This window comes from Rhizobium sp. GR12, assembly GCF_036596185.1.
GTDB lineage: Bacteria > Pseudomonadota > Alphaproteobacteria > Rhizobiales > Rhizobiaceae > Agrobacterium > Agrobacterium nepotum.
Genome location: NZ_JASXTH010000004.1, coordinates 274,865 through 288,896, shown reverse-complemented (window position 1 = coordinate 288,896; position 14,032 = coordinate 274,865). Strand labels below are relative to the sequence as shown.

Annotated in this window: 13 protein-coding genes and 3 pseudogenes; 9 read left to right on the top strand and 7 right to left on the bottom strand. The window is 59.6% G+C overall.

From position 1 onward, the window contains the following. Nucleotides 1–22: 22 nt before the first annotated feature. A complete protein-coding gene (locus QSK43_RS09110; RefSeq protein WP_332303195.1) occupies nt 23–568 on the bottom strand; it encodes a sugar ABC transporter in 546 nt (181 codons plus the stop codon). Nucleotides 569–735: 167 nt separating this feature from the next. Here QSK43_RS09110 and QSK43_RS09105 point away from each other — a divergent pair, with 167 nt between their 5' ends. After that, the gene (locus QSK43_RS09105; RefSeq protein WP_332303316.1) at nt 736–1,626 is read left to right on the top strand and encodes a LysR substrate-binding domain-containing protein; all 891 of its coding nucleotides are present in this window, start codon (nt 736–738) and stop codon (nt 1,624–1,626) included. On the opposite strand, the pseudogene QSK43_RS09100 reads toward QSK43_RS09105, so the two are convergent. Next, nucleotides 1,601–2,010 (bottom strand): annotated as a pseudogene (locus QSK43_RS09100) (DUF3363 domain-containing protein); the annotation flags it as partial. The gene QSK43_RS09105 and the pseudogene QSK43_RS09100 overlap by 26 nt on opposite strands. A gap of 16 nt (nt 2,011–2,026) precedes the next feature. Between QSK43_RS09100 and QSK43_RS09095 the strand changes: the two are divergent. The 4 genes and pseudogenes from QSK43_RS09095 to QSK43_RS09080 all read left to right on the top strand — a co-directional run. Continuing rightward, nucleotides 2,027–2,628 (top strand): annotated as a pseudogene (locus QSK43_RS09095) (aconitate hydratase AcnA); the annotation flags it as partial. Between the two features lie 219 nt (nt 2,629–2,847). Then, the gene (locus QSK43_RS09090) at nt 2,848–3,324 is read left to right on the top strand and encodes a GNAT family N-acetyltransferase (RefSeq protein ID WP_332303194.1); all 477 of its coding nucleotides are present in this window, start codon (nt 2,848–2,850) and stop codon (nt 3,322–3,324) included. Nucleotides 3,325–3,586: 262 nt separating this feature from the next. Then, the gene (locus QSK43_RS09085; RefSeq protein ID WP_332303193.1) at nt 3,587–3,907 is read left to right on the top strand and encodes a hypothetical protein; all 321 of its coding nucleotides are present in this window, start codon (nt 3,587–3,589) and stop codon (nt 3,905–3,907) included. Nucleotides 3,908–4,030: 123 nt separating this feature from the next. Next, the gene (locus tag QSK43_RS09080; protein WP_332303192.1) at nt 4,031–4,159 is read left to right on the top strand and encodes a hypothetical protein; all 129 of its coding nucleotides are present in this window, start codon (nt 4,031–4,033) and stop codon (nt 4,157–4,159) included. Between the two features lie 431 nt (nt 4,160–4,590). Here the strand turns inward: QSK43_RS09080 and QSK43_RS09075 are convergent, their stop codons facing one another. The 4 genes from QSK43_RS09075 to QSK43_RS09060 all read right to left on the bottom strand — a co-directional run bounded on the left by QSK43_RS09075 (nt 4,591) and on the right by QSK43_RS09060 (nt 6,787). Further along, nucleotides 4,591–5,115, bottom strand: coding sequence for a GNAT family N-acetyltransferase (locus tag QSK43_RS09075; protein ID WP_442967812.1), 525 nt, complete (start codon nt 5,113–5,115; stop codon nt 4,591–4,593). Further along, entirely contained in the window at nt 5,112–5,390 is a 279-nt protein-coding gene (locus QSK43_RS09070) for a type II toxin-antitoxin system TacA family antitoxin (protein ID WP_332303191.1), read from the bottom strand. The genes QSK43_RS09075 and QSK43_RS09070 overlap by 4 nt, the downstream gene beginning before the upstream one ends. Nucleotides 5,391–5,468: 78 nt before the next feature. Further along, complete coding sequence (locus QSK43_RS09065; RefSeq protein WP_332303190.1) at nt 5,469–5,855, bottom strand: hypothetical protein; 387 nt, start codon at nt 5,853–5,855, stop codon at nt 5,469–5,471. Nucleotides 5,856–6,208: 353 nt separating this feature from the next. Then, the gene (locus QSK43_RS09060) at nt 6,209–6,787 is read right to left on the bottom strand and encodes a TetR/AcrR family transcriptional regulator (protein WP_332303189.1); all 579 of its coding nucleotides are present in this window, start codon (nt 6,785–6,787) and stop codon (nt 6,209–6,211) included. A gap of 128 nt (nt 6,788–6,915) precedes the next feature. Here QSK43_RS09060 and QSK43_RS09055 point away from each other — a divergent pair, with 128 nt between their 5' ends. The 4 genes and pseudogenes from QSK43_RS09055 to QSK43_RS09040 form a co-directional block, all read left to right on the top strand. Further along, complete coding sequence (locus tag QSK43_RS09055) at nt 6,916–8,238, top strand: NtaA/DmoA family FMN-dependent monooxygenase (protein WP_332303188.1); 1,323 nt, start codon at nt 6,916–6,918, stop codon at nt 8,236–8,238. Between the two features lie 16 nt (nt 8,239–8,254). Next, nucleotides 8,255–9,025 carry an NADPH-dependent F420 reductase gene (locus QSK43_RS09050; RefSeq protein ID WP_332303187.1) on the top strand — a complete coding sequence of 257 codons (771 nt, stop codon included), beginning with the start codon at nt 8,255–8,257 and terminating at the stop codon, nt 9,023–9,025. A gap of 33 nt (nt 9,026–9,058) precedes the next feature. Beyond that, the gene (locus QSK43_RS09045; RefSeq protein ID WP_332303314.1) at nt 9,059–9,841 is read left to right on the top strand and encodes an NADPH-dependent F420 reductase; all 783 of its coding nucleotides are present in this window, start codon (nt 9,059–9,061) and stop codon (nt 9,839–9,841) included. An 88-nt stretch (nt 9,842–9,929) separates the two neighbouring features. Further along, a pseudogene (locus QSK43_RS09040) lies at nt 9,930–10,054 on the top strand (SDR family NAD(P)-dependent oxidoreductase); the annotation flags it as partial. A 756-nt stretch (nt 10,055–10,810) separates the two neighbouring features. On the opposite strand, the gene QSK43_RS09035 reads toward QSK43_RS09040, so the two are convergent. After that, nucleotides 10,811–13,498: an autotransporter family protein gene (locus QSK43_RS09035; protein ID WP_332303186.1), complete on the bottom strand. Its 2,688-nt coding sequence runs from the start codon at nt 13,496–13,498 to the stop codon at nt 10,811–10,813. Nucleotides 13,499–14,032: the final 534 nt, after the last annotated feature.

Here is a 14,032-nt window from a genome sequence, read left to right as displayed (position 1 = left end):
ATCGTGACATTCGGCATCGGTGCTACCGCACCTTTCCGACAGCGGCTTCATCGTCCTTGGTCAACTGCGCCGTCATCGGCACATAGACATGGACGCCTTCAGGTAGATGCTCGATGTCAGGTACGGTGCCGCGCTCTACCTTGGCGAGCCAGCGGTTTTCCGGGAACTTTTCCATGGCGACCGCCTGCATCGCACAGGGGGTGAGGCCCAGCCGGAGCAGAGGCTCGGGGCCCGTGGCGCTCAACGCCAGATATTCGCCCTCACCAACGGCCGGCGCGCGGTCGATGCCGCCATAGAGGTTCCGGTGCCAGTCGGTGATGTGCTGCTGCCAGCGTGCAAAATTGCCGCCACCCTTCTGGCGGTATTCCTCACCCGTCAGGATGTCGAGGCCGTCGATCGAATGAAGGGCGAGATAGACCGGGCTGCCACCACTTAGCGCCTTGAAACGCTGCGACGATTGGAAGCCGCTCACCGAAATGAGTGCTGGCAGCTTGTCCAGGCTGTAAAAGTCGTTCCATTCCGCTTCGCTGCCTGGATCGGCAAAGCTGCATTCTACCGTATAGATCATTTCATCACCCTTGGCCGAAGGCACGGAGCTTCGGCCTTGTCTGTCGTTGATATTTTTTCAAGATAGGGCGACAATCATCACCTATATATCGACATCGGATCATGCTTTAGTGATCTAATATCAAGGTGACGGCGGATCGAATGCCGAACCATTCTGTCAGGACCGTCATGCGCCGCAAGATTCCCAGCAATTCCGCACTCATGGCGTTCGAAGCGTCGGCGCGTCATGGGAGCTTCGCTCGCGCGGCCGACGAACTGGCCCTGACCGAAGGGGCGATAAGTCGGCAGATAGGCCGGTTGGAAGCCTTCCTCGGCGTCACGCTGTTCGAACGGGTCGGTAACCGCGTCCGGCTCTTGCCGCATGGTGAGCGGTATGCCGCTCAGGTTCGTGAATCCCTCGACCGGCTGGAACGAGACAGCCAATATCTGATGGGGCAGCCGAGCGATGGCGCGAGCCTCGACATTGCCACCATTCCGACCTTTGCCACCCGCTGGCTTATTCCTCGCCTGGCGCGGTTTCGGGAAATGCACCCGAACATCACCGTGCATCTTGCCGAACGTATGGAGCCTTTTGTGCTTGCCGGAAGCGGTTTCGATGCCGCGATCCATTTCGAGCATCCTGCGTGGACGGGAATGAGAACGCACCGCCTCTTGCATGAGACGCTGGTGCCGGTTTGCCATCCGGGGCTTCTCGACAGAGGCAGGGCAGCAGTATCCCTGGATGAACTGCCTCGCCTTCATCGACGGCAGAACCCCGATGCTTGGCAAAGCTATGCGCAGGAGACCGGGATAGTGCTGACCAATCCAGCGGTTGGCGCCCGTTACGATCTTCACTCCATGCAAATCGAAGCTGCGTTGGCGGGACTTGGTGTTGCGCTGGTGCCGCGCCTCTATATCGAAAGCGAACTTGCGGAAGGTCGCCTGGTCGCGCCGTGGCCTGATGGTCAATCGATCTCCAAGACCTTCTGCCTCGTTTTGCCGGAGCCGATCCGATTGAGTGACGGTCCAATACAGGTGTTCTCGAACTGGCTTATCAAAGAAGCTCAGTCACCGGCCTAAATCCCAACCCCCGTTGCCGCCCCAACTGCCATGATACCGATCCGCCCTGCACGAGCCCGCGACCTCGCGGCCCAGTTGGCGGTCGATGACTGGCCGCCAAGGAACAAGGGTGAACTCGTGGCTCTGTTCAACGATGGCGAACTTGCCGCTCGATAGCTGCACAGTGCCGCTGACGGTATCGCCGTCCGTAGCGGCACGAAACGGCAGCGCTTTGCTCTTGGCCATCTCCGCACCGACGCGCGCGACTTCGCGCTCGCGCAGGGTGTCAAGAAGGCTGCTGCGCCGATAGAAGATGCGACCATCCCGCGCTCGCGTGGCGTCGCCTTGTTCGATATGACGCTCACGCCGCTGGACCACGGCATCGCGCACCTGCTGCCCGAAACCCGCCGAGCGAGGATAAGTCCCGACCGACCTTAATGTTCATGCGTCGCGGCGGGGCAACTGGGAAGCGATGGTTCGGGGTTGTACACAAACCGGACTGTTCAAAATCTTCTGGGCAGCGAGATTCCACTAGGATCAACGATCCATGCGCCCTCAGGCGAAATTCTCCCGCTCTGGTCAGCCGCAAATCGCTATGCGGAGAGCAAGCAGTCCGTCGTGATTGTCGCAGACGAGCGTTATGGCATGGGGTCTTCGCGAGATTGGGCAGCCAAGGGAGCATCCCTCCTCGGCGCCCGAGCGGTCTTGGCTGTAAGCTTCGAAAGGATTCATCGTTCCAATCTAATCGGTATGGGCATTCTGCCAATGAGACTACCGGAGGGTCTGGGACCAGATGAGCTCGCTCTGAAGTCAGGCGACCTCATTGAAATAAATGCCAACGCAGGCTTGATCTCGCCGCGTTGTCCGATCGACATTGTCATTAAACGGCACTGGGGTGAGGCTACCACGTTCAAAGCGGTCACGGCGATCGAGACGGCCGCTGAGGTCGACACGTTGAAGGCGGGTGGAATTCTGCCGCTGATGTTGAAGAATTTAGTCGAGCCCCAACGCAGCACGAGGTAGGGCGACATCGTTCACCTTCCCGCACAACACAAACATCGATTCAAGCGTTCCAGACGTGATCATCTGATTAGCAGACCGACCGCTTCCAGCGCACGATGGAGGTAGCCTGAACGGCTGAGAGGAAGGCGCGAGGCGGACCGGCCGGACATTGACAGAGGTGTTTCATCTCACTCTACTGGCTGCGGGTCGCGGATGACTGTCGACATGAGGTTAAGCCATATGCAAATTAGGAATGCCTCGAAAGACGATGCGCTTCGGTGCGTGGAGCTTGTCGAAGCAAGACGCAAAGAATACGAGAAGTACGAGCCTCGCTTTTGGGGAAAAGCCGCGACCTCAGCCGCCTCGACTCTGCCATGGTTTGAAAAACTGTTCGCTGACGAGCGGAATGTGTCTCTTGTGGCCGTTGAGAACACAATGATCGTCGGATTTCTCATCGCGAGAGAGTTTCCAACTCCTCCAGTTTACGATCCGGGTGGGGCAACCGCTTTGATTGATGACTTCTGCGTTATTTCCAAAGATCGATGGCAAGATGCTGGTGGAGCATTGTTACAGCACGCAAAATCGGAGCTAAATCGGCGAGGATTTGCCCAATTCGTCGTAGTTGGCGCTCAACAGGACACCGCCAAAACCGCGTTCTTGAGCCAAGCGGAACTTTCCTTGGCTTCTACATGGTGGACGAGCGAAGTGTCGGCCTAGCCAATGGCCGGTTCGTGAAATTCTCAACGCGATCTTCTATGTGGGATTGCCTAGCGTCACATATTCTCATAAATAACCTTCAGAAAATAATGTAAACAACTGATATATTTTAATAATATATCATCGATACGATCGAAAAGCCCTGCACCTCGTGCGCTGTCCTGATGCACCGGCATCACAGTAGCGCCTCAAAATTTGGCCTTCAACTTCTCTTTGCCGGCCCTGCATTGACGCCCGCCGGCCGACCCGGCAACCTCAGGCCATGACCCTGACCAACAGTTTCATCGCCGAACTCGTCCGCGACGCCAACAGGCTCGATCACCTCGACGACTACCAGAAGCGGCGTATGCTCGAACGGGCAGTGACGACAATCCGCGACATGCGCGAAACAGTCGGCATTCCATCCTGTCCCGGCCGTGACAGTGTCGTCGACATCCACACCGTCGCCCCGTCGATCGAACGCGGCTGGCGCAGCGATGAGGACGTGCGAAACGCCCTGCTGCAGGCAGCCGGCATGATCCGGGACCTGCATATCATCCTCGACAGCAAGACCGAAATCAGCATCGCCGAACCTGCCGGCTGACGCCCGGCGCCATCTTCGGGCGGCCAATAGCACTTCATACCGGCAACATTCAGCCTTCTGGTCTTAGGATTTCATTAACCATGTGGGACCACCCTCCTCTCACAGCAACGATGGAGGTTGGTCATGGCTTACGACTGGAACCGCAATCAACGCGTTGGCAGGTTTGATGAACTGGCGGCAGCTCTCATATTCTTCACGATCGTCAGTCTGCTTCTGGCATCCGCATATCTGGTGACCACGTTCGCCAGATAGGGTGGCTCTTTCGCCTGTCTGTCGGCCAGGAGGAGGAACGCCAGGGCGGCAACTTTAAGAGACCAATCACGGCGCATCAGCCGCCGGCTGCCTGCCCCGGGTGTTTTCAAGCTGGGGATCGGGATGCATGTTGATTGCCACCATCATGGTCACGCGCGGATCAGCTTCGCGGATCACCATGTCATTGTGTTCGGCTTTAAGCATTTCCTGAACAGGCTTGATGCTTTCCGTGCGCTGCCCTAACCGATCAGAGCCTTTATCCTTGCCGGTCGATTTCGACCTGCACCGGCCGCGTAACAATCAACCCGACATGGCTGTAATTTTTTCATGGCGACCAATCGAGATCTTTGAGCGACTTACATTGGATGAAGAGATTGCTGTCAGGGAGCAGAAATAGATCAGCTTGCATATCTGCTCCTGTGAATGGCGAATTATAGCGTGTGTCCAGCCGCTTTCAGTGCCTCCTCCATGGTCGTCAGCGGTATCGCCAGCGAAACGGGGGAATCGACAAGTGGTATCGCACCATAGGCTTTATACCACTCGGCGACCCTGTCATTTTTAGCATCGATAGCTAACACTACGCCGCCTACTTCTGATGCTGCCCGCAAGCAACGTTTGCCTGCAGCCACCATGAGTTGGCCACCCATGCCTTTTCCTTGTTGGCGCCGATCGACAGCAAGGCGCGTCAGCCGGAAGCCCGGCACTTCATGCCGCCCAAGCCCTCTACGCACCGCAGTCGGCACTTTCTCAGGATCGATTGACGTCGGGGTCAGGCTGTAAAAGCCCAAAATATGCCTGTTGTCCTCATCACTGACGGCAAGAAAGGTTTTCGAACCGCCCTGATCGTGGCTCTGTCGTGCGTATTTTTTCAGAAAGTCGTTCAGTTCAGCGTCACCACAGTCGAAATTTTTGCGATCATGATGCTTGCTGATCGCCTCTTCATGCCAAGCCGTCATATCGATTCGGGTAGCGAACGTGCAGCTGCGCGCAATTTTTCATTAGGTGCTGGCGGATTTTCCAGCAGCTCCAGAATGCGCAAGAAATCGCGTTCAGAGACTTTGATCGTTTCAGCCTGCTCGATCACGGCATCCGCTTCACGCAGAGCAGACTGTGTAACAAAATTAGTAAGGTCGGTATTGCGAAGCGCAGCGGCGCGCACAAGCTTAGCTTTGGCCGCAGCCGGAACTCGTAAACTCATACGCTCGTTATTTTCATTTGCTATGCTCGGCATGTCAGCCTCCATCTCTCTTTGAAGTATATGCAATCTTGCACAGATCGTCAATATTGTGCGCCTTCAAGGCGTACGCGATTAATCGTCGTCATAGCGGGGGTAGAATTTGCGTTCGGGCAAGTTAGAGAGATCAACGGATAGACGCCCTGCTCCACCGGAAGCCCGCCACATCCCATGTCGCTTACGCGCTGCCTTCAGTGAAATACCCAATAAGTGCGCCACGGCCATGGGTAATTTCCCTTTATCAAACAGCCGGTAGCAGATTTCTTCGCCGCGCTGCGTCAAGCGTTTGTTGTCATACTGGTTCAGCGGATGCCAGCGTTGCTCCTCATCCGGAGTCTCCTCCCACTGGAGTTCGGTATTCAGTCGCTCAATATCGGTGCTGCGTGTTTTTGCGAGTTGGCAGATCTTGCTGCGCAGCTTTTTGATGTCGGCATGCAGTGTCCGCTCAGCCGACGTAAACATCAGGCTGTCCATACGGCGCGAGACGACCAGCCGAACTTTGCCGTGCCAATGCGGCGAGACAGGTCTCTGACACCCGTTGTTTACCTGCCGACGAGACCTGTGGCGTCTGGTTCCGCAAACTCTCCAGCCACCTTAATCACTGGTTCTATCTCGCGGCGACGAGGCGGCGGCGTCCGAACCACCAGATTTAGTTTTCACGAACGGTCGAACCTTATCCGCCGAGTTCTTCGTGCCTCGGCCACCGACCACGTGCTCTTCGATAGTGCGGTCGGCGCCACGACACGGCCGGCCGTCGATACGGTGCTTGTCACTCAGCGCTCTTCAATAGAAAGTTGCCCTCAAACGGCCAGTTGCTAATTTGATTTTAGCCAGCCGTCTCGCAGGACATCGCGAAGCACGTGTCGGGTATCTTCCTTCGCGACCATAGCCCCGCTTGCCCAGGCGATCGCCAGTGCGCCCAAAAAAACGTCCCTGCCCGTCACTGTTCTTCGTGCTGATCCCTCTTGCTGTGCAGCATTCAGTATTCGTTCGGTCGTCGCAATGACCGTGTGGCAAGTCGGGGTAAGGGGGGAGTCATTACTGCAGGCCGCCCGCAGGGGCTCGGCCAAGCCTTCATAAGCCACCATCCAGTCTCCCAACGCATCAATCCAGCGCTCCAGTACGCGCGCTGGATTCGACTCCTGCTCTTCGATCTCGACGCGACGAATGTCCAGTGCCTCATAGTGATCGACGAGCAGCGCGGCCAGTAAAGCGTCCTTGTTCGGGAAATGGCGATAGAGCGTGCCCGGCCCCACCCCTGCCAGCTTCGCCACAGCATCCATGGAAACATCAACACCATCGCTACCGAAGGCCTGTCGCGCCACATCGAGAATATGCGTTCTGTTCTGTTGGACGTCTCTTCCGCGCCGCGGCGGTTTTGGCAAATCTTGCATTCTGACTTTCCACTCTTGAACATCGGAGAGTCTCTCCGTATATGCAAATCATATCGGAGACACTCTCCACATATATGTTCTGTCGGGCCGCTTTAACAGATGGTTCCCGTCAGGGAAAAGAGAATGCGATGAGCAAACAGATGATAATTGGCATGCATCTGGGCAATGGATACGGGAACCTGCCTGGGGCCTGGCGTGCCTCGACGGTCGATCCCAAGAGTTACACCAGTTTCGAAGCGAAGGTACGGCACGCGCAGGGGGCCGAACGCGGAAAGCTTCAGTTCCTCTTCCTGCCGGATGGTCCGACACATGTCGGCGACATCGAGAACGAGCCACCCAATTTCAATCTCGACGTCATGGTCACCCTGGCGGCTGTCGCGCGCGAGACCGACCGGATCGGCCTCGTCGCGACTGGCTCAACCACGTTTAATGAACCCTTCAACCTCGCGCGCCAGTTCAAGGCGCTGGACGTCTTGAGCCATGGGCGGACGGGTTGGAACGCCGTCACCTCAAGCGGAGAAGACGTCGCAGCAAACTACGGCAGTCGCCTGCCTTCCAGCAAAGACCGGTACGGAAGGGCGCATGAGACAGTTCAACTCGTTCAGGCACTCTGGGGCAGCTGGGGTCAGGATGCATGGTTACACGATCAGGCAACCGGGCGTTTCGCGAACGCCGAACAGATTGCTCCCATCAACATGGGAGGCTCGTTCGTCGCCTCGCGTGGGCCCTTGTACATCCCCCCGTCCGAACAGGGACAACCCGTCATCTTCCACGCTGGCGGCAGTCCAAACGCCCTTGAACTCGCCGGTCGTTATGCCAACGGCGTCATTGGTGCCACATTCACGATCGACGACGCACGTCGGCAGCGCACAGCGTTTCGTGACGCGGCTGAACGTGCTGGGCGCAGCCCGGACGAGATCAAATTTTTTGCCGGCCTTATGACGACGATCGCCAGCGATCGACGGGAAGGGCTCGATCGCCGGATCGCGTTAAGCGAGAGGACTTTTCCTCAACGCGCGGCATATCTCGGGCAGATGCTTGGCCTGCGCCTCGATCCTTCCCGGCTCGACGTGCCGTTATCGCTGGACCAACTGGCCAAAGCTCGCCCATCGCCGGGTGATCCGCGCTCAGAGCGCGCGCTTAAAATCGCACGCGAAGGCTGGACACTCCGCGACGTGCTTGCGCACGGCGTGATCGATTATCACCCGGTCATCGTCGGGCCTGCCGTCGAGGCCGCCGACCATATGCAGGAATGGTTCGAGGCAGAAGCCGTCGATGGCTTCTGGGTTTCGCCGGACATCTACGAGGATGGAATCGACGCTTTCGTCGATGGCGTCGTGCCGATCCTCCAGGAGCGCGGGCTGTTTCACCTGAACTATGAAGGCGCCACCCTACGCGATCATCTCGGCGCTCCCGCCCAGTACGGGGTCGATCCACGCGTAATTCAATGACCTCAATCCACCATTGATGAGCAAACAACAACTGGAAGGAAATCACATGAAAATCGGTATCATCGGCGCAGGAAACATTGGCGCCACGATTGCACGAAAGCTGGCAGCATCCGGACACACCGTCAAGCTGGCGGGTTCGAAGGGGCCCGACGACATCCGCGACAAGGCGGCAGAGGTCGGTGCTGTCCCGGTCGCCGCGCAGGACGCGGTCAAGGACGTCGAGGCAGTCATCCTCTCAATTCCCTTCGCGCAGATCCCCAATGTCGCCAGCCTGTTTGCCGATGTACCGGCCGACGTGGTCGTGATCGACACCGGCAACTACTATCCATTTCGCGATGGGAACATTGGTGAGATCGATGAGGGCAAACCGGAGAGCGTCTGGTCGAGCGAACAGCTTGGTCGACCTGTGGTCAAGGCATTCAATGCGCTTCTCGCAGAGACGCTGGCTAATGGCGGCAGCGCAAAAGGTGCGGCCAACCGTATCGCGATCCCTGTAGCGGGCGACGATCTGCATGCCAAGGCGGTTGCAAGCGAACTCGTAAACGAAACCGGCTTCGACATGTTGGATGCCGGAGATCTTGCAAATTCCTGGCGTCAGCAGCCGGGCACGCCGGCCTACTGCACGGAACTGACGTTGCCCGAACTCAGAGACGCACTGTCCAAAGCCGACAAGGCGCGTGCACCGAAGGACCGTGACGCGCTCATCAAGAGCTTCATGGCGGAGACCTCACCCCTCAGCCACCAGCAGATCGTGACCCGCAATCGCGAAGTCACTGCTCCAAAGTAATCCTCAACGCGGATCGGGGTGCAGCGAGCACTGCTGCCTCCCGATTGTGTTCAAAAGGAAGGAAGAGACATGAAAATCGGCATTCTTGGCTCCGGCCACATCGGCAGCACCCTTGCTCGAAAGCTGGCCGCAGCCGGCCATGAGGTAAAAGTCGCCAACTCGCGCGGACCCGACACGGTCGATGCAGATGCGCTCTCCACAGGCGCCCAAGCTGTCACCAGGGAAGAGGCCATCATCGGCATCGAGGTTCTGATCCTCTCGATCCCCTTCATCGGCATCCCCGCGATCGCGCCGCTGGTCGCCGACCTTCCCGCCGAAACGGTTGTGATCGACACGTCGAACTATATCCCCGCGCGCGACGACAGGATCGCCGCGATCGAGAACGGGATGGCCGACAGCGTCTGGGTGACGGCGCAACTCGGCCGTCCGATCGCCAAGGCGTGGAACTCAATCTATTCGGTTACGCTGGCGGATAAGGGCAGGCCCGCCGGCGACCCCGACCGGATCGCGGCCCCGGTCGCGGCCGATCGCCCCCGCGACCGCGACGTGACGATGGCGCTGGTCGAGGACACCGGCTTCGACGGCTATGATGCCGGGCCGATCGCGGAATCGTGGCGGCAGCAAACCGGCTCGCCATCCTATTGCACCGAGGTCACGCTCGCCGAACTGCCGGACGCGCTGGCATCGGCGGATCTCGCCCGCTCGCGCAGGCGGTCCGACCTCGCGTCGAAGGTGTACCTCGAACGCTTCGAAGCCGGCCACAATCCCGGCGGGGACTTCATCCTCCAGCTTTCCCGGCTGCTGTACGCGGTTTGAATGGGCCCGGTGACACGGCAGGACCACGGGGTGAACGCCAGTGCGGTGATGCCGCACCCTCACGCGTGATTGAAAAGAAAAAAGACAAATGAACGGAATTCTTGACGGCAAAGTCGCACTGATCACTGGCGCCGGCTCTGGTATTGCTGCCGCGGCAGCAAGACTTTTTTTCAAAAAGAGGGCGCCCGCGTAGTGCTTGCGGATGTCAGTGGGAAAGAGGCTGAACTTGCCGTCGAACTTGGCGAGCGCGCGGTGGCTTGAGCTATGAAGTCACCCGAGCTCCTCCATATTGATGATAGGAAGATCGGCATCACACCGTTATAGGAATGTACGCTAGGTGAGCTGAAAGTTGCGCCAATGTGAGCCATCGCCGCCAATTCAACGATCCCTCGCCTCGACGCTGGAAGACGTCATTACGCCTTACTCTCGGCGGCCCCGAGCGTACGACGATGACCTGTGCGGAAAACGGCTGTCATTCACACCGCGAGCCCCAACAGAGATAAACGTCACAAGGCCGCGTGGTCAGACGGGCAGACGAGAGTCGATGACTAGGGGAATGTTCCGCCACCCAGGCAAACACCAGACATCGCAAGGCAAGCTGACTACCTTGCGATGGGCATAAGCAAATTTAGACCGGTTGATATCCTTAGGTCTCTTCTCGACCCGTTGCGGACATTCGCTGCCCGCTGGGGCGGCGACCGAAATCGGAAGTTTGCGGTCACAGGGAAGGTCCGCTTTTGGGCGGTTCAGCCATATGCATATGCCTAGCCGCAGTCGTTAACCTGGCCCGATGCACTGTTCGGAAAGCTTCCCTACTGGCCAATTAAGTTGACCGATCGGGCAGCGGTAGCCATGACACAATCTTCGAAGGATCCCGCTGCACAGTCTTCCACTGCGCCAAACGGGTACGCCTCGGCTCCGCCGCCTCCCACCAACTGACGCGAACCGTTCGGGAAAGCCGCCCTATTTTTACCAGCGAATCCTCAGCCCTCCGCGGCCGGAGATGCTGTGGCTGTCGGCGAATTGGGTCAGGCTGGTCTGAGCCTCGACCTCGCCATAGAGCGCATAGCGGCCCCATTCGTATTTGGCGCCGAGGCCGAGCCCACCCCAGAGTCGCTCCCCACGGCTGGTCAAAGGCGTGCCGGCGACCGTTGCCGTCGTCCCGTCGAGGAATTCGTAACGCAGGTTGGCGATGCTGTAGAACGAGGCATTGACCTGTTGCCCCTCGTTGTCGCGCCAGCTCTGTCGATAATCCGCGGACAGGCCGAGCCGGCCGCGCAGGCTATCCCCGTCGGTGAGGGCGACGCGGGTGCCGAACGGGTCGATGAAGCTGTCCGCATCGACATGTGAATAGGTCAGCTGCGCCTGAGGCGTCAGCGACCAGGCATCTGAAAGCGCCAAGCGCTGCCCCAGCTCGAGCCCCAGAGCATAGCCGAAGCCGGCCTTGCCCTTGGCAAGCTGTCGCCCGGCCGTCGTGGAGGACAGGTCGCTGTCGAACCAGCTGAGTTTGGTCTGGGCGTCGGCATAGAATCCTGACGCGTCATACCAGGTCATCGCCCCGCCGAAGCCGCTGCCCGAAGCCTTGATATTGCCGCGCCCGAAGACCGAGGCAATATCGGCCAGCGCTTCGCCATGATGCAGCGAGACGCCCCCAACTAGCGTGCCGACATCGCCCGCGAAAAGCTGGCCGTCGGCGCCGGCCTGCAGACGCCAGCTATCAATCATGTAGCTCGTGCCGGTCGTCGAGAAGCCCGGCGTGACGGGGTTGTGGGCGGCATCGATGCGGGCCCAGATTGCGCGGCCTGCGGCGTTCGCCGCGTCGTCGGCCGGGCCGTCGAAGCGCTCGCCGACGCGCTGACGCAGCGTCTGGAGCTCGTTCAGGCTCTGCAGGACCTGGCCGTAGGCTTCGTAGATTGGCGCCCCGGGCTGGTAGACCGGGCCTGTGACGGTCGGAGAAGACGGCGCCATATAGGCCGAGCGCAGATACCAGTCGCCATCGTTCGGCGTGCTGACGCCGTTCTTCTGCAGGGTGTAGGCATAGGCGCCGGCGACGACGGCCTGCTGGTCCTGGAAGACATAATCGCCCTGGAGCGTGAAGGCGCCATTGGAGACGCCGCCGACATCAACGACCTTGATGCCTTCGACGGTCTGTGCGCCGACTCCGCCCTGGTTCAGCACCGTCACGAGGGTCGACCCCGCCGTGCTGCCGGTGATGACGAGGCGGTCGGACGGCGAGGCGTCGCCGCCAAGGGCGGTTTCGATCTCGAGCCGGCCGCCATTCCCGACGTAATTGCCGTTGATCGTCAGCGTGCCGATGGAGCTGCCCGGCGCGATCGTGCCGCCCGGCCGGTTGATCGTGGCGCCGACCGTGCCGATGCCCTGCAGGCGGCCGCCGATGACCTCCATCGTCCCACCGAGGATGCCATTCACGGCGAGCGTGCCCGCGAGCACGCTGCCGGCGCCGGTGTAGGTCGCGCCGCTGTTGCCGGTCAGCTCCAGCTTGCCGGCGCCATCCTTGATCAGCACGCCCGCGCCCGCGAAAGCGGGGGCAATGCCGATATTGTAGCCATTCGTGTCGATGACAGCGCCATTGGGGCCGATGGCGATGTTGCGCGTGCCGAAATTGTTGAAGAAGTTGGAATTGCTTCGCGTCGCGCGCAACAGGCCGCCGTCGAGCGTGAGGCTCGCGGCCCCCGCGCCTGCCCGAATCCCGCTGGTTTCCAGAACGACACGATTACTCGCCAAGCCCTGCAGAAGCAACGTCCCGCCGGCCCCCGATTGAACGCCGAGCAAGACACCGCCTTCAGCGCGAACCAGTCCGCCATTCTCGACGATGAGCGATCCGGTTCCGAAATTGCCAATTGTGAGGCTGAAGGGCGACATCGACCATCTCGAGCCCGCACCGGTCACCGTGACGGTGCCAGTGCCGGTGCTGTTGGCGCCGATATAGCCCTGATTGCTGGTGACGGTTGCGCCGGCTTCGATGCGCAGGATGCCCACGTCGTCGCTACCGACGCCGAACTGTCCGGTACTGGTCCAAGCCGTGCCCGCGCCGGTCAGGACGACGTTGCCCTGACCACTGCTGCCGATGAGGCCGTACGCGCTTGAAACCTTTGCGCCGTCCTCGACGCGCAGGGTTCCGGAACCGTCATAGCCGACGACCAGCAGGCCGCTGTTCTGCCAGGACGAGAGAGGTCCGCTGATCAAGGCGCTGCTGCCGTTGCCGACGCTGCCGGTATCGTTTGAAACTTGGCCACCAGCGAGGATGTTCAACGTTCCGTCGCCGAAATATCCGACATAGAGATCCCCGGTATTGGTCCATGTGGAGGCATTGCCAGTGCCGTCGGTGCCCGAGACGGTAACCGTGCCGCTGCTCCCCACGCCATAACCGATTATGCCCTCAACGCTGGTCACGGTGCCGCCAGCCGTGATGTCGAGCTGGCCGATACCGGTATTACCGACCTTGAGGTCGCTTCCAACGAACCAGTTGGGCGATTGGGCGGGGCCAGGGTTCAGATCGCCGATGCCCGCGACTGATTGCGCACTCGCCGGCCGCATCCCTGCGGCACAGAGCAGAGCGGCAATAGCCGTCGAGAGTAGCAGCGGTTGGCGGCGAAAGCGGAAGCTGATCCGGTTACTTTTGGTCCGTCTCAGCATGTTTCGCCCCCCGGCCTGATGTCGTTTGTGTTCGTCGAATCTCCGCATAGGTTGTACTATGCGGAGAATATTGCTGCAAGAGAATCGGTGCTGCCGATTCCATACGGTGACGATCAATGGTTCGTCATATTGCTATAGGGCGCGTCTCTCTGGACGTTTTTTGGTCCAGATTGCGCCCCGACATTGTCTGAGTAGGCGCCCAACGTCCGGTTGCGGGCGGCGCTCCAATGCCCGGTTGTCGCGCCATCAGGCGGTTTGCGGCGCCGGCTGCCAATTTCGGCTCTCCACCCAACGCAGACGTCTGCGTTTATGGGTTCACGACCTAGTTGCACTGCGGTCAATGGACGTTACGCTCACCACTGAGATCGATGGCCGCAGCATTCAGGAGTGGATCGCATGGGGGGAAGAGTGGCTCCAGCGGGCTGATCCAACTCCCGACGGTGTCACTGGCGTGTTCAAGCAATCGCGGAAATCACCGACTGGACCTACCGGGATTTACCAAGTGGACGCCGATCATCCCAGACCAAAATGCGT